The organism is Polaromonas sp. P3_B4 (genome assembly GCF_056402835.1).
In genome coordinates this window covers 142,771-161,081 of sequence record NZ_JBFUGQ010000001.1, presented here as the reverse complement: position 1 = coordinate 161,081, position 18,311 = coordinate 142,771, and the positions used below count along the sequence as shown (strand labels likewise).

Below are 18,311 nucleotides of genomic sequence, written 5' to 3'. Positions count from 1 at the left end.
TGGCCGTATTTATTTTTGAGCGGCCAGCACACCGTTTTGCAGCTGCACGCCGCCGTCAACGATATGCAGGCGCGGATCTTTTCTTACTGTGGCAACCACATCCTGCAGCACCTCGACGGCCCCACCGGAAACCACCAGTTCGTCTCCACCGGAGGCATCCGCGCTTGCGCTGCGAGTTACCCGAAGGATGGGAGATACCTCGATCAGGCCGGATTTGGAGCGTGTCCCATCCACGGCCTGTTGCATGGCGGCGTCGGCACCATCATCGGCGCCCCCCCGCCCAAGCGTTCCCGCCCGTGCGGGCACAGCTGTGACAGGCAAGGGAGTGATGGATGCCGTCAGCCCGGTCGGTTGCACCACCGTGTAGTTGGCCGCGTCAACCCCGCCCAGGGTATAGCCGGTCACGGTCACGGGCTTTGCGTTACCCACATTCGCGTTGGCAAAAGCCCCGCTGCCGCCACTGACGCTAACCACGTCACCGACCAGGGCCGCCACGGCGGCGGTACCACCCAAGGTGGCCGCAGTCGTACCGTCAAAAACCTTGTTCTGCGCATTCACACCGGTGACAGCCAGGCTGGCCGGTGTGATGTTTGCCGTGACACCTGTAGGTTGCACCACGGTGTAGTTCCCGGCGTCGGCTCCGCCCAGCGTATAGCCGGTCACCGTCACGACCTTGCCGTTGCCCACATTTTTGTTGGCGAAGGCGCCACTGCCGGTACCACCCACAGTCACCACATCACCGCCCAGGGCCGTGACCCCCGCCGTTCCGTTAAGCGTGACGTTGGTGGTGGTGTCGTAGACCTTGTTGTTTGCCCCGACGCCTGTGACAGCCAGGCTGGCTGGTGTGATGTTGGCTGCGAGGCCGGTGGGTTGCACCACGGTGTAGTTGCCGGCGTCGGCTCCGCCCAGGGTGTAGCCGGTCACGGTCACGACCTTGCTGTTGCCCACATTCTTGTCAGTAAAAGTGCCGCTGCCGCCACTCACACTCACCACGTCACCACCCAAAGCAGCCACAGCGGCTGTGCCATTGAGGGTGGCGGCAGTACCCGCGTCATACACCTTGCTGTTTGCCCCCACGCCCGTGACGGCCACGCTGGCCGGCGTGATGTTGGCAGTCACTGCCGTAGGCTGCACCACGATGTAGTTGCTTGCGTCGGCACCGCCCAGTGTGTAGCCGGTAACCGTCACAGCTTTACCATTGCCAACGTTTTTGTTATTGAAATTGCCGCTGCCGGTGCCGCCCACCGTCACGGTATCGCCGCCCAGAGCTGTGACAGCCGCCGTTCCGTTGAGCGTCGCTGTGGTCGTCGTGTCATACACCTTGTTGTTGGCGCCCACACCTGTGACTGCCAGGCTGGCTGGCGTGATGTTGGCCGTGACAGCAGTGGGCTGCACCACGGTGTAGTTGCCGGCATCGGCACCGCCCAGCGCATAGCCGGTGACAGTGACGACCTTTCCGTTACCCACGTTTTTGTTGGCAAAGGTGCCGCTGCCGGTGCCGCCCACCGTCACGGTATCGCCGCCCAAAGCCGTCACCGCTGCTGTTCCGCTCAGCGTGGCCGTAGTGGTGGTGTCGTAGACCTTGTTGTTTGCGCTCACACCCGTCACCGCCAAGCTGGCTGGTGTGATGTTTGCCGTGACACTGGTGGGTTGCACCACGGTGTAGTTGCCGGCATCGGCGCCGCCGAGGGTGTAGCCGGTGACGGTGACAACCTTGCCATTGCCTACATTTTTGTTGGCGAAATTGCCGCTGCCGGTGCCGCCTACCGTCACGGCATCGCCCCCCAGGGCCGCAACGGCGGCCGTTCCGCTCAGCGTCGCCGTCGTGGTGGTGTCATACACCTTGTTGTTGGCCCCCACGCCTGTGACCGCCAGGTTGGCCGGTGTGATATTGGCCGTGACACCGGTGGGCTGCACCACGGTGTAGTTGCCGGCATCGGCTCCACCCAGTGTGTAGCCGCTGACCGTCACAGCCTTGCCGTTGCCCACATTCTTGTCGGCGAAGGTGCCGCTGCCACCGCCAACCGTCACCACATCGCCGCCCAGGGCGGCGACGTTTGCGGTGCCATTGAGCGTGGCGGTGGTGGTGGTGTCGTAGACCTTGTTGTTCGCGCCTACACCCGTAATGGCCAGGCTGGCCGGCGTGATGTTGGCCGTGACACCTGTTGGCTGCACCACGGTGTAGTTGCCGGCATCGGCTCCGCCCAGTGTGTAGCCGGTGACGGTGACGGCCTTGCCGTTACCTACGTTCTTGTTGGCGAAATTTCCGCTGCCGGTACCGCCCACGGTCACGGTATCACCACCCAAAGCCGTCACCGCTGCTGTTCCGCTCAGCGTGGCCGTAGTGGTGGTGTCGTAGACCTTGTTGTTTGCGCTCACACCGCTGACAGTCAAGCTGGCCGGTGTGATGTTGGCGGTCAAGCTGGTGGGTTGCACCACGGTGTAATTGCCGGCGTCGGCACCGCCCAGCGTGTAGCCGGTGACGGTTACGGCCTTGCCATTGCCTACGTTTTTGTTGGCGAAGCTGGCGCTGCCGGCGCCGCCTACCGTCACCGCGTCACCACCCAAGGCCGTCACCGCAGCTGTTCCGCTGAGCGTGGCTGCAGTTGTGGTGTCGTACACCTTGTTGTTGGCATTCACACCTGTGACCGTGAGGCTGGCGGGGGTGATGTTGGCGGTCAGCCCCGTGGGTTGGACCACGGTGTAATTGCCGGCATCGGCTCCGCCCAGCGTGTAGCCGGTGACAGTCACGGCCTTGCCGCTGCCCACATTCTTGTTGGCAAAAGCGCCACTTCCACCCCCAACCGTCACCACATCACCCCCCAGGGCCGTAACAGCCGCCGTTCCGTTGAGAGTCGCGGTGGTCGTTGCGTCGTAGACCTTGTTGTTGGCGCCTACGCCGGTAACAGCCAGGCTGGCTGGCGTGATGCTCGCGGTCACCGCCGTGGGTTGCACCACGGTGTAGTTGCCGGCGTCCGCACCGCTCAGCGTATAGCCGGTAACAGTCACGGCCTTGCCGTTGCCAACATTCTTGTTGGCGAAGCTGCCGCTGCCCGTGCCGGCCACGGCCACGACGTCACCGCCCAAGGCCGTAACGGCTGCCGTTCCGTTGAGTGTCGCCGTGGTGGTCGTGTCGTAGACCTTGTTGTTCGCGCCTACGCCGGTAACAGCCAGGCCAGCCGGCGTGATGTTCGCGGTCAATCCCGTGGGTTGCACCACGGTGTAGTTGCCGGCGTCGGCACCGCCCAGTGTGTAGCCGGTCACAGTCACCGCCTTGCCATTGCCCACATTCTTGTTGGCAAAGGTGCCGCTGCCACCGCCAACCGTCACCACGTCACCGCTCAGGGCCGCGACGGCCGCCGTGCCATTGAGTGTGGCGGTGGTGGTGGTGTCGTAGACCTTGTTGTTTGCGCCTACACCCGTGACAGCCAGGCTGGCCGGCGTGATGTTGGCTGTGACGCCGGTGGGTTGAACGACGGTGTAGTTGCCGGCATCGGCGCCGCCCAGTGTGTAGCCGGTGACGGTGACGGTCTTGCCGTTACCTACGTTCTTGTTGGCGAAATTTCCGCTGCCGGTACCGCCCACGGTCACGGTATCGCCACCCAGGGCCGTAATGGCGGCTGATCCGCTCAGCGTGGCCGTGGTGGTGGTGTCATAGACCTTGTTGTTTGCACTCACACCCGTCACCGCCAGGCTGGCCGGTGTGATATTGGCGGTCACCGCCGTGGGCTGCACCACGGTGTAGTTACCAGCGTCTGCTCCGCCCAGTGTGTAGCCGGTCACAGTCACCGCCTTGCCATTGCCCACATTCTTGTTGGCGAAGGTGCCGCTGCCGGTGCCGCCCACGGTCACGGTATCGCCACCCAGGGCCGTCACTGCCGCCGTTCCGTTCAGGGTGGCGGTGGCGGTGGTGTCGTAGACCTTGTTGTTTGCGTTCACACCGCTGACAGTCAAGCTGGCCGGTGTGATATTGGCGGTCAAGCTCGTGGGTTGCACCACGGTGTAGTTGCCGGCGTCGGCACCGCCCAGCGTGTAGCCGGTCACAGTCACCGCCTTGCCATTGCCCACATTCTTGTTGGCGAAGGCGCCATTGCCGGTACCGCCCACGGTCACGGTATCGCCACCCAAAGCCGTCACCGCTGCTGTTCCGCTCAGCGTGGCCGTAGTGGTGGTGTCGTAGACCTTGTTGTTGGCGCTCACACCGCTGACAGTCAAGCTGGCCGGCGTGATGTTGGCTGTCACGCCGGTGGGTTGCACCACGGTGTAGTTGCCGGCGTCGGCGCCGCCCAGTGTGTAGCCAGTGACGGTGACGGCCTTGCCGTTGCCCACGTTCTTGTTGTTGAAATTGCCGCTGCCGGTGCCGCCCAACGTCACGGTATCGCCACCCAGAGCTGTCACCGCCGCTGTCCCGCTCAGCGTCGCGGTGGTGGTCGTGTCGTAAACCTTGTTGTTTGCGCCAACGCCGGTAACAGCCAAACTTGCCGGCGTGATGTTAGCCGTGACACCTGTGGGTTGCACCACGGTGTAATTGCCGGCATCGGCGCCGCCCAGCGTGTAGCCGGTCACGGTCACGACCTTGCCGTTGCCAACGTTCTTGTTTGCGAAATTGCCGCTGCCGGTGCCGCCCAACGTCACGGTATCGCCGCCCAAGGCTGTGACAGCCGCTGTTCCGTTGAGCGTCGCGGTGGTCGTTGTGTCATAAACCTTGTTGTTGGCTCCCACGCCCGTAACCGCCAGGCTGGCCGGCGTGATGTTGGCCGTGAAACCTGTGGGTTGCACCACGGTGTAGTTGCCGGCATCGGCGCCGCCCAGCGTGTAGCCGGTCACGGTAACCACCTTGCCGTTGCCCACGTTCTTGTCGGCAAACCGGCCGATGCCCGTGCCGGCCACGTTCACCGTATCACCGGCGAAAGCTGCAACGCTGGCCGTGCCGTTGATGGTGGCGGCGTCGCTGGCGTTGTACACCTTGTTCTGGATCGTCACACCGCCAACGGCAAGGCTGGCCGGCGTGATGTTCGCGGTCAGGCCCGTGGGCTGCACGATGACATAGTTGCCGGCATCTGCGCCGCCCAGCGTGTAGCCGGTGACCGTCACGGCTTTGCCGTTGCCCACGTTCTTGTCGGCGAAAGCACCGCTGCCGGCGCCGGCGATGCTCACCGTGTCGCCGGCGATGGCTGTTACGCTGGCCGTGCCGTTGAGGGTGGCGGTGGTGCCGGCGTCATACACCTTGTTGTTTGCGCTCACGCCGGTGACAGCCAAACTGGCGGGATTGACTGTCAGCGTGCCATTGGCGTAACTGATGTCGTAGCCCTGCTGGTTGGAATACAGGCCGGACGCTGTCACCGTATAGCTTCCGGCATTGACCGCACCCTGGGCGGTCCCGCCGAAACCGATGCTGCCGGACAAGCTGCCGCAGGCCACGTTGGAGCAACTGACGCTGGTTCCACCATTCCAGGACAGCCTGTCATAGGTCTTGCTGGTGTTGGCGACGGTGACCGTGGTGGCCTTCATGAGTGCCTTGAGCAGGGGACGGCTATTTCCCTCATAAATACGCCAGACGCTGGTGAAATCCCAGTTCGGGTTGACGTTGCCGTTGGCAGCCGTGGCCGAGCTGAAATTGGCCTGCTGCTGCATCTGGGCCGTGGTCATGCCCATGCCGCCGCCCGAGCTTGTGGCCCGCCCGGTTGTGACGGTGTCCCAGAAACTGTTGTTGATCGCCGTTCCGGCGTCCCACAAGCCGACCAGCCCACCCAGATTGCTGGTGCCGCTCACGGCCCCCGTCGCGTAGCTGCTATTGATCGTGCCGCCAGCATCAAATTTATAGCCCACCAGGCCGCCGACATTCGTGGTGCCGGACACCGTGCCACTCGCATAACTATTGCTGATCACAACATTGGCGGTGCCATTGCTGTCCCAATACCCCACGAGCCCGCCGACATCCTGGCCGGTGCTGGTGACGTTGCCGCTGGCGTAGCTATTGCTGACGCTTCCGCCGTTGAGCATGTCGCCCACCAGCCCGCCAACCCGCGAACTCGATGCGCCGACAGAGCCGGTGGCATAGCTGTCGCTGATAAGGCCCTGGTTCCAGCCAACCAGCCCGCCAACAATGAACGAGCCGATCACCGCGCCGCTGGCGTGGCTGTTGCGGATTACGCCCTGGCTGGTCCCCACCAGCCCACCAGCCTCGGATCCGGAGCCGGTCACTGAGGTGCTGGCGTAGCTGTTAGTGATATTGCCATTGCTCCACCCGGCCAACGCGCCGACTTTGGTTTGGCCCGTGACGCTACCGCCGGCCAAGCCCAAATTGTTGATTCGCCCCGAAGCGCCTACATAGCCGAGCAGACCGACGTAGGTGGCGGTGGGCCGGTTGATAGTGAGGCCGGAAATGGTGTGGCCCAAACCGTCCAGGATGCCACTGAATTGCGCCAGGTTGTTGCCCAGCGGTTCGAATCCACTGCCGCCGTTCCAAGCGCTGGTTGGCGAGGCGTCGATGTCAGCGCCCAGTGCGTAGCGACCGTTGAGATTGCCGCTCATGCCCTGTAAATCTGTGCCGCTGGTGCTGGTTGCGGTACCCAGGTCAGTGATCACCGTATAGGCGACGGGGGTACCGTTGCTGCCTTGCTTGGTGCTGAAATTGTTGCCTGCCGGCAAATTGATCTTCGCGCCGTTGTTGACGTTGTAGGAGTTGGTGATGCCATTGGTATTGCCCTGGCCGTATTCCAGCGCCAGCTTGCCCGTACCGGAGGCATTGAGGTTGGCGTTGATGTTGATGTTGTTCTGCGCGTTGAGCGTCAGCTGGTTGATGCTCCAGCTCACCACGTCGTTGACGTTGACGTCGCCCGCTGTGCCCGTGTTCCCGCTGCTGCTCTGGATGACGACGTTGCCTGAACCCAGGTTGGCACTCAGGGCCGCACCCGTGATGTTCCCGCCCGCAGCGGCGATGGTGAAATCCACCGGGTCGATCAGCCAGGTGCCGCTTTGGCCCGCGGAGGCCGCCGTGGTGATCCGGGCGCCGTCGGCAATGTTCACCTGCGCGCCCGAGGTTTCCACAAAGCCGCCGTTGCCGCCGTTGGGCGCCGAAGCGTCCAGCGTGCCCGCAATGTTGGCAGTGCCGGCGGCCATGCCGCCCAGCAGGATGATGGTGCCGCTGCGGTTTTCCACGGTGCGCGCCTGGATCACCCCGGTGTTGTTGACTGCGCTGGCCAGCAGGGAATCCTTGGCACCGGCGCTCATCAGCGCCTGCCCGCCGTCAGCCAGAATCAACCCGCCGTTCTCGGCCAGGCTGTTGAGAACGCTCTGGTCCACCTCGATCTTGAGCAGCTGGTTGCCCTGGAAGGTCAAAGTAGCCGCGCTGCCTGCCGCCAGCGCCACGCTGCCCTGCGGGGCGTTGATGGTGCCCTGGTTGCGCACGGTATTGCCGACCAGGGCAACGTAGCCGCCCGTGGCAGCATTGATGCGGCCCTGGTTGACCACACTGCCTGCGCCTGCGCCGCTGAAGCTGCGCTTTCCGCTGTTCAGGTCCGCATCCTTGACATCCAGTGTCGACGCCACCAGCCCGCCCACATTGACCTGAGCGCCGGCGCCAAACAGGATGCCGTTGGGATTGATCAGGAAAACCTGCCCGTTGGCATTGAGCTGGCCCAGGATCTGGCTGCCGTGGGTGTCCAGGATGCGGTTGACCGCAATCGCGCTGGCCGAAGGCTGCACGAAGTTGACGCTTTCCTGCGCGCCTACGTTAAAGCTCTTCCAGGTCAGCGAAGCGTTCTGGCTGGATTGATTGATGGTGGTGGCGGAGCCGCTCTGCGAGATGCTGGCTGCGCCCGAAGTAACCTGGCCGTCTACCGGTCCGGCCTGCGCCGTCGCTGCTCCCAGCAGCAAAACAGCCGTTACGGGCTTGCGCAGGGTCCATCTGCCTGCGGCGCTACCGGCCATCCGTCCCAGGGCATCAAAAAACGGCGGCGCCGCGGTGGGTGCGCACCGACCGATATTTGTTACAAATTGCGCTACCACACGCGAATTTTTCGAAATTTTTTTGTGCATTTTTCACATCCCGCGAGTCCCCTTGCGTCAGCCGGTTGCAAGACAGAGGCACTCGAAGTGATGGTATTCACAAAGGAAACCCGGCACATCGGGTTAAAAAAAGTTCTTTTTGCAGTTAATAGAAACGTGCTCCAGGTCGACCACGTCAGTTTCAATTTGTTACCGCTTTGGTTGTAACATTCGACCGCAATGCCGTTGCCAAAAAAAGACACCCAAAATGAGAAAACGGGCTGCCATGGTGGCAACCCGTTCATTTCAGGCGGTCAATGGCATTTATTGCGTTGCGCCGCGCGGCTGGCGTGCTCACCGATCGCACAGGCCAATTGCTACTGTCGGGTAGTGCAAACGAAGCCGCAGCTCCTGCTTCAGGCGGGTGTTGTCCAGCCGGCGCGACTCGCTCATGAAGCTCAGCAGCATCAGCGGCAACTCTTCCTGTGCCGTGCCCCGTGCCAGGCGCAGCGGCCGCGGCAGGCCGTAGAGGTCCGCCGCCAGGTCGAAATAGTCGCCCATCTTCAACTGCGTGTCGTCACTGGCGTTGCTGGCGCGCTGGGGCTTGCCGCGCCACAGCGCCGCCAGGCAGGCACGGGCCAGGTCGTCGGCGTGGATATGGTTGGTGTAGACGTCGTCTTCGGCACGCAGTACAGGTGTGCCCTTGAGCAACCTGCCACGCGGCGTACCGCCTTCGCGGTCGGGCGCATAGATACCCGGGATGCGCAGCAGGTGCACACGGGTGCCGGTGGCCCGGCCGAAAAGCCGCAGATGCGCCTCAGCATGTACACGCCGCTGGGCACGCGGTGTGTGGGGCTTCAATGGCCGCGTTTCGCGCACCCATTCGCCGCCGCAGTCGCCATACACCCCGCTGGTAGAGCCATACACCAGCGACTGCGGCAGGCTGCGCAGGCGCAGCGCGCGCAGCAGCGCCAGCGTACGTGGGTCGGTACGCCAATCGGGCTGGTCGCCGGGTGGCGGCGCCAGGTGCACCACCCGCGTAGCCACCCCCGCCAGGCGCCGCAGGGAGGCAGCGTCGTCCAGGTTGCCCTGCAGCGGCGTGATGCGCTGTGCGCGCAAGGCCGGCGAGCGCTCCGGCGACGAGGTCAGCGCCATCAGGCGGACATTGCGCGGCAGCAGGCGGGCCACGCGCAGGCCGACATCGCCACAACCGACGATCAAAACCCGCTCGCGGCGGAAGCGAAAAGGCAGGGAGCCTAAGGGGTTCAGGTTTGAGGGCAAAATTGGGGGTTGCCGGGAAACCGGCCGAGTCGAGAACAGATACCGCAAGGATACCGAATATGAGCTTTACCGTGACCGTGCAACCCAGTGGCCGAACATTCATCGCCGAGGCGGATGAGCCGCTGCTGGCAGCCGCCATTCGCCAGGGCATCGGCCTGCCCTACGGCTGCAAGGACGGCGCCTGCGGCTCCTGCAAGTCCAAAAAGCTGGAGGGCACCGTCCTCCATGGTGCGCACCAGGTCAAGGCCATGTCGCCCGAGGAAGAGGCGAACGGCTTCATCCTGACCTGCAGCGCCAGGGCGACGAGCGACATCGTCCTCGAATCACGCCACGTCACCGATGAAAGCGCCTTCCCGGTCAAGAAGATGCCGGTGCGCATCAACAGCCTGGCCAAAGCCTCGCATGACGTCATGGTGGTGCGCCTGCAATTGCCGGCCAGCGATGTGTTCAAGTACCACGCCGGCCAGTATGTGGAGTTTTTGCTGCGCGACGGCGACCGCCGCGCGTATTCAATGGGTAATGCCCCGCACACCCAGGCTGACAACCCGGGTGTGGAGCTGCACATCCGCCACATGCCGGGCGGCAAGTTCACCGAGCACGTGTTCGGCCCCATGAAAGAAAAGGAAATCCTGCGCATCGAGGGTCCTTTCGGCAGCTTTTACCTGCGCGAAGACAGCGACAAACCCATGGTGCTGCTGGCCTCGGGCACGGGCTTTGCGCCCATCAAGGCGCTGATCGAGCATCTGCAACACAAGGGCATCACGCGCCCGGCCGTGCTGTACTGGGGTGGCCGCCGCCCGGCCGATTTGTACATGGACGAATGGGTCAAGGCCAAGGCCGCGGAAATGCCTAATCTGCGCTATGTTCCGGTGATTTCCAACGCGCTGCCTGAAGACAACTGGACCGGCCGCACCGGCTTTGTCCACCAGGCCGTGCTGGAAGATTTTTCCGACCTGTCGGGCCATCAGGTGTACGCCTGCGGCGCGCCCATCGTGGTGGACTCAGCCAAGGCCGCCTACACGGCTGCGGGCCTGCCAGAGGACGAGTTTTATGCCGACTCTTTTGTGACCGAAAAAGAAAAAGCCCAGGCTACCGTACCCGCCGAAACCTGAACGGCGCACGCACCCGACAAACAAGAAGAATAAAAGAAGAAGAAAAAGAAACGCCCCGGCTGATTCGTCAGCCGGGGCTTTTTTATGGGAATGCACCCCGGCTCATGAAAAGCCGGATTCGCTGCAAGCCGGCGAGACCCGATTATTTGCAACAATACGAAGCATGAACATTCGACCTGTTTCCCTCCTCACTTCCCTGCCCGGCAAATGCCTGGGTGCCCTTTTCATTGCCGGCATGGCACTGTCAGCCCCTCTGGCGCACGCCCAGCCCAAGGTCATGCGCATCATCGTGCCGTATGCACCCGGTGGCCCGATCGACGTGACGGCCCGCCTGATGGCCGAACGCGTCAAGGACACGCTGGGCCCGGTCATCATTGAGAACAAACCCGGCGGCGGCGGCAACATCGGTGTCGACGCCATCGCCAAGGCGCAACCCGACGGCATGACGATCGGCATTTCCGCCGTTGCCACCCACGCTATCAACCCCTGGCTTTACAGCAGGATGCCGTACAACGCGGCGACCGACTTCGCGCCCATCACACAGCTGGTGCGCGTGCCCAATGTGCTGGTGATCAACGCCGATTCTGCTCGGCGCCTGAACATCAACTCGCTGGGCGACCTGATCAAGTACGCCAAGGCCAACCCGGCCAAGCTCAATTACGCCAGCGGCGGCAACGGCAGCGCCGGGCACCTTGCCGGCGAAATGTTCAAGGCACAGGCCGGCATCTTCGCGCTGCACATCCCCTACAACGGCGGCAACCCGGCGCAACTGGCGCTGCTGAGCGGCCAGGTGGACTACAACTTTGACAACCTGGCCACGGCATCCGCCAACATCAAGGCCGGCAAGCTCAAGGCGCTGGCGGTCACTACAGCCAAACGCAGCGCCATGCTGCCCGATGTGCCTGCCGTGGCCGAGACGCTCAAGGGTTTTGAGATCGACACCTGGTGGGGACTGGTGGCGCCCGCAGGCACACCGAAAGACGTGATCACCAAACTCAACCAGGCATTCGTCGCCGCGCTGAATTCACCCGAAGCCAAAACCCGCTTTGCCACACTGATGGCCGAACCTGTGGGCAACACACCCGAGCAGTTCGGCGCCTTCATGAAAAGCGAAATGGCGAAGTATGAAAAAGTGGTGAAGGCCTCAGGCGCCAAAGTGGATTGAAATAGGTCCACCCCCTTCCAGGCTCACTGCGTGTAGCCTGTTCCCCCCTCAGGGGGCGGCGCCTGGGGCCGGCGAAGCCGAAAAATTGGCACACCCCTATCGGGCTCACTGCGTGTAGCCCTTTTCCCCTTGCAGGGGACGGTGCCTGCGGCCCGGCAAAGCCGGTTCCGCGGCACCCACTGGTGAATACCTCCGCCGATAGTGCCCAAAGAATTCTTAAACCCAGCACGAGCCCCGGAACCGGCTTTGCCGGGCCGTAGGGCGGGCGGCCCCCTCGGGGGGCAGGGAGCTACACGCAGTGAGCGACCGTGGGGGCTCCATCACCACCGTGGGGGCTCACCTGGTCACGCGATCCCCATAGCGAATGCTCTTCAGGGAACCGCCCTCAAACAGCAGCATGGTCATGAACTGCCCGTAACCTGGGTTGTAAGTCCACTCTTCGACCTGCTGGCAGGTGTTGACCGTTACGTTGGTGGTGGTGCTGGTGGTGGAACCTGCGGTATTTGGTGTCACAACGGTCGCGCTGGACACGGTGTCAGGCGTGGCTTTGCAGAAAGTGTCCTTCATGACAGGTTCGCCGCATTTTTGCAGGATCGTGCCTTTGGAATTGCCGATCTGCGCCAGGTCGCCCTTGCAGCGCAGTGACTGGGCCGAAGCGCCGGTGAAAAAGGACGAGGCCAGGAAGGCGAACATCACGACAGCAGTGCGGACAACATACTGGTTCATTTTGGCTTCCCCAAGGTTCAACAAGAGTGCGCGTGGTGCGCACTCTTCGAACTTTATGCGCAAATATTTGGCGCCGCAAGGCATTTATGCCCTGCGCCGGTTGGTCAGATTTACGGGATAACGTGCGTCCCGCGGCGCCTGCCGGCGCGCGGGCGCTCACTTATTCGCCGAGGTAAGCGGCCCTGACGCGCGGATCGTTCAGCAGCGCTTTCGCGTCGCCGTTCATGGTGACGTTGCCCGACTCCATGACGTAGCCACGGTTGGCAATGCCAAGTGCGCGGCTGGCGTTCTGCTCGACCAGCAGCACCGTCACGCCGCGGGCTGAAACGTCCTTGACCACTTCGAAGATCTTGTCGACCATGATGGGCGAAAGGCCCATGGAGGGCTCGTCCAGCAGCAGCACCTTGGGGCGGCTCATCAATGCGCGGCCCATGGCCAGCATCTGCTGTTCACCGCCCGACATGGTGCCGGCCAGCTGGTCCTTGCGTTCACGCAGACGGGGAAACAGCACAAACATCTTTTCCATGTCTTCGGCGATGCCCGCCTTGTCGCTACGGATGTAGGCGCCCATCTGCAGGTTTTCGGTGATGGTCATGCGGGTGAAGACGCCGCGGCCTTCCGGCACCATGGCCAGGCCCTCTTTCACCAGGTCCCAGGCGCCGCGGCCCTTGATACTCTTGCCCAGGTATTCAATGTCGCCGCCCAGCATCGGCAGCGTGCCGGTGATGGCTTTCATGGTGGTGGTCTTGCCGGCCCCGTTGGAGCCAATCAGGGTGACCAGTTCGCCGTCGTTGACTTCGAAGTCAACGCCCTTGACCGCCTGGATGCCGCCGTAAGCGACCTTCAGGCCGGTCACTTTAAGGAGTGTGTTTGCCATGTTCTTGCTTTCCTTCAATGACCTGTGCCCAGATAGGCGGTGATCACTTTTTCGTCTTTTTGTACGTCCGCGGGCGCGCCTTCGGCAATCTGCTTGCCGTAATCGAGCACGGTGACGCGGTCGCACAGGCCCATGACCAGCTTCACGTCGTGTTCGATCAGCAGGATGGTGCGGTTGTCCTTGCGGATGCGGTCGATCAGCTCGCGCAGCTGCACTTTTTCGGTCGCGTTCATGCCGGCGGCCGGCTCGTCGAGCGCGATCAGCTGCGGGTCGGTGGCCAGGGCCCGGGCAATTTCCAGGCGGCGCTGGTCACCGTAGCTCAGGGTGCGGGCCTTGAAGTCGGCGTATTTGCCGATGCCGACATAGTCGAGCAACTCCTGCGAGCGCTTGGCAATGGCGGCTTCTTCGTGCTTGAAACCAGGAGTGCGCAGCACGGCGCCGATCAGGCCCGAATTGGTACGGATATGACGGCCGACCATGACGTTTTCGAGGGCGGTCATGTCGGCAAACAGGCGGATGTTCTGGAAGGTCCGGGCAATGCCGGCCTTGGCCACTTCGTGCACCGCCGTCGGCTTGTAGGGCTTGCCGGCGAGCTCGAAGGTGCCGCTGTCGGGTGTGTAAAGGCCCGTCAACACATTGAAGAAGGTGGTTTTACCGGCGCCGTTGGGGCCGATCAGGCCATACACCTGGCCACGCTCGATATGGATGCCGACATCGGAAAGAGCCTGCAAACCGCCGAAGCGCTTGGAGACACCCGAGACTTTAAGAATGGTTTCGCTCATGTCCATTCTCCTTAGGGGTTGATTGACTGGATAGGGTCCGGGCCGACGGGCTTGTTCAGCGACTTGCCGTGCTCGGAAGCGGGCCACAGGCCGCGCGGACGCATCAGCATGACGCTGATCATGGCCAGCGCGATCAGCAGCTGGCGCAGGATGGCGGAGTCAAGCCGGCCGTCGGTCATGGCTTGCAGCGGGCCGGCCACATGGCGCAGCACTTCTGGCAGCGCGGCCAGCAGCAAGGCACCCAGAATGACGCCGGGCAAATGGCCGATGCCGCCCAGCACCACCATGGCGACGATCATGACCGACTCCATCAGGCTGAAGGATTCGGGAGACACAAAACCCTGGAAGGCGGCAAACATGGAACCCGACACGCCGCCGAAAGTGGCGCCCATGCCGAAGGCCAGCAGCTTCAGGTTGCGAGTGTTGATGCCCATGGCCTTGGCGGCGATTTCGTCTTCACGGATCGCCATCCAGGCGCGGCCGATGCGGGAATTTTCCAGGCGGTGGCAAACCACAACCGAGACGATCACCAGCACCAGGAAGAGGTAGTAATACATCGACACCGAGTTGACCTCAAAGCCGAAAAACTCATGCGGCTTGCCCAGATCGAACCCGAAGAACTTCATCGAGTCGATCTGGTTGATGCCCTTGGGACCGTTGGTGAGGTTGATGGGGCGGTCCAGGTTGTTCAGGAACACGCGGATGATTTCACCGAAACCCAGCGTGACGATGGCGAGGTAATCGCCGCGCAGCTTGAGGGTCGGGGCGCCCAGCACCACGCCGAAGAATCCGGCGAGGGCCGCTGCGGCCGGGATGATCGCCCAGATCGGCAAATGCAGCCCGTTCGGAAACTGCGCCGCAATCCAGGGAAAGGCGTCGGCCAGGTGCGGCGAGCCGAGCAGCGCGAACAGGTAGGCGCCGACCGCGAAGAACGCGACATACCCCAGGTCCAGCAGGCCGGCGTAGCCGACCACGATGTTCAGGCCCAGGGCCAGCAGCACATACAGCAGCGCCATGTCGACAATGCGCACCCAGGCGTTGCCGCCCTGCTGCAGGATCAGGGGCAGCACCAGCAGTGCCGCCGCGACGATCAGGAAGGTAATGAGTTTTTTCGATTTGACAGAATTCATGATTGTTCTCCTTGTGTACCGGATGGACGCGGCGTCACGCCCGGTCCGCTACACGCTCACCCAGCAAGCCCGAAGGCCGCAGCGTGAGCACAAAAATCAGCACGATGAAAGCAAAAATGTCGGAGTACTGGCTGCCCAGCACGCCGCCCGTCAGCGGGCCGATGTAGCCGGCGCCGATGGATTCGATCAGGCCCAGCAAAATGCCGCCAAGCACCGCGCCGCCCAGGTTGCCGATGCCGCCGAACACAGCCGCCGTGAAGGCCTTCAGGCCGGGCAGGAAGCCCATGGTGTGCTGCACCGTGCCGTAGTTGGAGGCGTACATGACGCCAGCCAGCGCGGCGAGGATGGCGCCGATGATGAAGGTGGCCGAGATGACGGTGTCGGGGCGCACGCCCATGAGCGCCGCGACGCGGGGATTTTCAGCGGTGGCACGCATGGCGCGGCCCAGCTTGGTGTAATGCACCAGCCACATCAGTACGGAAAGGGAGACAACGGTTGCGCCCAGGATGAAGAGCTGGGTCACGGTGATGACAGCACCGCCGACCTGGAAGGGCTCGGAAGGCAACAGCGTGGGATAGGGCTTGTAGTTGGGCTTCCAGATGATCATGGCCAGGGTCTGCAGCAATAGCGACATGCCGATGGCGGTGATCAGCGGGGCCAGTTTGGGGGAGTTTCGCAAGGGCCGGTAGGCGATTTTCTCAATCGCGAAATTGAGGGCGCCGCACACCACAAAGGCGATCAACAGCGAAATCAGCAAAATAATCCAGCCCGGCGTGCCCGGCATGGAATCCTGCATCAGACCAATGATGGTCCAGCTGGTCAAAGCCCCCACCATCAGCACTTCGCCGTGTGCGAAGTTAATCAGGTTAATGATGCCGTACACCATGGTGTAGCCCAAGGCGATCAAGGCATACATGCTGCCCAGCACCAGACCATTGATGATCTGCTGTAGCAATATTTCCATAACTCACTCTCCGTCCGTTTGATGAAATCGCCAACTCCGCCTGGCGGCCACCATCCACCGGGATCGCCGGTGACTGGCTTGAGTTAACAAAAAGCCCGCCTATCAAAGCCGGATGGCTGGTGAAGTTGGCGAGCTAATCCGCAAATTGTAGCCAAGCGTCTCTAGCGAGAATCGAGCCAGCGGTGCGGTTTTCGCGGGGTTTACCCTTGAGAAAGTGAAATTTTCGGGTCGAATTCACCTTTATCAGCGGCTTTTGTTTTTTATCAGTTTTTCTTATTGTTCTTAATTTTCAACTCATTTAACTTATCCGCTATGCGTATCTCCAGTCCTCTGTTGACGGGGCGATAGAAACCTGGAGGTGACATGCCTTCCGGAAAATAATTCTCACCCGCGGCAAAGCCGTCTTCCTCGTCATGGGCGTAACGGTAGTTTTTGCCGTAATCGAGCTGTTTCATGAGCTTTGTTGGTGCATTGCGCAAATGCAGGGGCACCGGGCGGGTGCCGTCCTTGCTGATGAAAGCCTTGGCTTCGTTGAAGGCCTTGTAGACCGCATTGGACTTGGGCGCGACCGCCAGATAGATGACGCACTGGGCCAGCGCCAGCTCGCCCTCAGGGGAGCCGAGGCGTTCGTAGACTTCCGCAGCATCCAGCGCCATGCGCAAGGCACGCGGGTCGGCCAGCCCGATGTCTTCGCTGGCCATGCGCACCAGCCGGCGCGCCATGTAGCGCGGTTCGGCGCCGCCGTCGAGCATGCGCATGAACCAGTAGAGCGCGGCATCGGGGTCGGAACCGCGCACCGACTTGTGCAGCGCCGAGATGGTGTCGTAGAACTGTTCGCCGCCCTTGTCGTAGCGCCGCATCCGCTCGCCCAGTACCTTGAGCAGCCAGACGTCGCCGACGTCGGTCACTTTTTCGGCCTTGGCCGCCACGCTGAGGGACTCGAGCGTGTTCAAGAGGCGGCGGGCGTCGCCGTCGGCATAGGCAACCAGCCTGTCAACGGCTTCATTTGCTATTTTTTCGATAGCTGGTAGCGCATGCTCAGCAAGCACCTTGGCCACTATTTGCTTGAGATCTGCCTCCTCCAGCGGCTGCAACACATACACCACGGCGCGTGAAAGCAAGGCCGAATTCACCTCGAACGAAGGGTTTTCGGTGGTGGCACCGATGAAGGTGAAAAGGCCGCTTTCCACATGCGGCAAAAAAGCGTCCTGCTGGCTTTTGTTGAAGCGGTGCACCTCATCGACGAACACAATCGTGCGCTTGCCGCCCTGCCCCTGCCAGACAGACGCCTGCTCGACTGCCTCCCGGATGTCCTTGACGCCGCCCAGCACGGCGGAGATGGTGATGAAGTGAGCATCAAAACTGCTCGCCATGAGCCGCGCGATGGTGGTCTTGCCGACGCCGGGCGGTCCCCAGAGGATGCAGCTGTGCGGCTGGCCTGATTCAAATGCGATGCGCAGCGGCATGCTTTCGCCCAGCAGGTGCTGCTGGCCGATGACCTCGCCCAGCGACTGGGGGCGCAAGCGTTCTGCTAGAGGTTGGCTCTTCGTTGGCATAAGGGATACATGTGCGGCATCTAGTTAGCGCAAGGGGTTCTTTAGTGTCTGGTCAGCGCTGCCTGGGGGCCGCAAACAGCTTGCGGTTGCGCACACCGATAATCACTACTGGCTCATCAATTCATCAAAAACTGCGGTAAATCCTTATGAAACTCAATATTGGTTGCGGTCACAACAAGTTTGCCGGATATGTCAACGTGGACGCATTTCAGGAATGCAACCCGGATGTAGTTTTTAACGTAGAAGTCACTCCGTGGATGTGGGACGACAGTTCAGTCGATGCCGTCATTTTTAATCATTCTCTTGAGCACATGGGCCAGCAATCCAGTGTTTTTCTGGGCATCATGAAAGAACTCTATCGCGTATGCAAAAACAGTGCTGTCATTGAAGTTAACGTACCCCATCCCAGGCACGACAATTTCATCAGCGATCCTACGCACGTGCGAATCATCACCCCCGCCCTGTTTGCACTGTTCGATAAAAAAAACAATGACGAGTGGAAATTGAAGGGCTTCCCCAACTCACCCTTTGCCCATTATCTGGGGGTAGATTTTGTGACCACTGATGTGGAAGTAGTGATCGCCGATCCTTATAGCCAGATGTTTTCGGACGGGAAGCTTTCAGGCGAAGAGCTGGAAATCATGGCGCGCGAAAAAAACAACATCCTCTCGGAATACAGAATCAAACTGTCAGTGAGAAAGCCAGAAAACCGGGTTTGATGACCACCAT

The 18,311-nt window shown here is 62.0% G+C and carries 11 protein-coding genes; 3 read left to right on the top strand and 8 right to left on the bottom strand.

The annotated features are described in order from the left end of the window. Nucleotides 1-9: 9 nt before the first annotated feature. Nucleotides 10-7,932 carry a YDG domain-containing protein gene (locus AC1DVV_RS00750; RefSeq protein WP_477707089.1) on the bottom strand — a complete coding sequence of 2,641 codons (7,923 nt, stop codon included), beginning with the start codon at nucleotides 7,930-7,932 and terminating at the stop codon, nucleotides 10-12. A gap of 411 nt (nucleotides 7,933-8,343) precedes the next feature. Beyond that, nucleotides 8,344-9,270: an SDR family oxidoreductase gene (locus AC1DVV_RS00745; protein ID WP_477702442.1), complete on the bottom strand. Its 927-nt coding sequence runs from the start codon at nucleotides 9,268-9,270 to the stop codon at nucleotides 8,344-8,346. Nucleotides 9,271-9,329: 59 nt separating this feature from the next. Between AC1DVV_RS00745 and AC1DVV_RS00740 the strand changes: the two genes are divergently transcribed. Both AC1DVV_RS00740 and AC1DVV_RS00735 read left to right on the top strand, forming a co-directional pair. After that, the gene (locus tag AC1DVV_RS00740) at nucleotides 9,330-10,382 is read left to right on the top strand and encodes a CDP-6-deoxy-delta-3,4-glucoseen reductase (protein ID WP_477702441.1); all 1,053 of its coding nucleotides are present in this window, start codon (nucleotides 9,330-9,332) and stop codon (nucleotides 10,380-10,382) included. A gap of 163 nt (nucleotides 10,383-10,545) precedes the next feature. Continuing rightward, nucleotides 10,546-11,547: a Bug family tripartite tricarboxylate transporter substrate binding protein gene (locus tag AC1DVV_RS00735; RefSeq protein WP_457279482.1), complete on the top strand. Its 1,002-nt coding sequence runs from the start codon at nucleotides 10,546-10,548 to the stop codon at nucleotides 11,545-11,547. Nucleotides 11,548-11,883: 336 nt separating this feature from the next. Here the strand turns inward: AC1DVV_RS00735 and AC1DVV_RS00730 are convergent, their stop codons facing one another. From AC1DVV_RS00730 to AC1DVV_RS00705, 6 genes are all read right to left on the bottom strand, one after another. Continuing rightward, nucleotides 11,884-12,273, bottom strand: a complete 390-nt coding sequence (locus AC1DVV_RS00730; protein WP_457279483.1) for a DUF2845 domain-containing protein — start codon at nucleotides 12,271-12,273, stop codon at nucleotides 11,884-11,886. A gap of 160 nt (nucleotides 12,274-12,433) precedes the next feature. Next, on the bottom strand, nucleotides 12,434-13,150 hold the full coding sequence (locus tag AC1DVV_RS00725; RefSeq protein WP_457279484.1) for an ABC transporter ATP-binding protein: 717 nt from the start codon (nucleotides 13,148-13,150) through the stop codon (nucleotides 12,434-12,436). A gap of 14 nt (nucleotides 13,151-13,164) precedes the next feature. Further along, the gene (locus AC1DVV_RS00720; protein WP_457279485.1) at nucleotides 13,165-13,932 is read right to left on the bottom strand and encodes an ABC transporter ATP-binding protein; all 768 of its coding nucleotides are present in this window, start codon (nucleotides 13,930-13,932) and stop codon (nucleotides 13,165-13,167) included. An 11-nt stretch (nucleotides 13,933-13,943) separates the two neighbouring features. After that, a complete protein-coding gene (locus AC1DVV_RS00715) occupies nucleotides 13,944-15,062 on the bottom strand; it encodes an ABC transporter permease subunit (RefSeq protein WP_457279486.1) in 1,119 nt (372 codons plus the stop codon). Nucleotides 15,063-15,096: 34 nt separating this feature from the next. After that, on the bottom strand, nucleotides 15,097-16,026 hold the full coding sequence (locus tag AC1DVV_RS00710) for a branched-chain amino acid ABC transporter permease (protein ID WP_457279487.1): 930 nt from the start codon (nucleotides 16,024-16,026) through the stop codon (nucleotides 15,097-15,099). A gap of 263 nt (nucleotides 16,027-16,289) precedes the next feature. Then, a complete protein-coding gene (locus AC1DVV_RS00705; protein ID WP_477702440.1) occupies nucleotides 16,290-17,582 on the bottom strand; it encodes a replication-associated recombination protein A in 1,293 nt (430 codons plus the stop codon). 146 nt (nucleotides 17,583-17,728) lie between these two features. On the opposite strand from AC1DVV_RS00705, the gene AC1DVV_RS00700 reads away from it, so the two are divergent. Next, nucleotides 17,729-18,301, top strand: a complete 573-nt coding sequence (locus AC1DVV_RS00700; protein WP_457279489.1) for a class I SAM-dependent methyltransferase — start codon at nucleotides 17,729-17,731, stop codon at nucleotides 18,299-18,301. The last annotated feature ends 10 nt before the right edge of the window (nucleotides 18,302-18,311 follow it).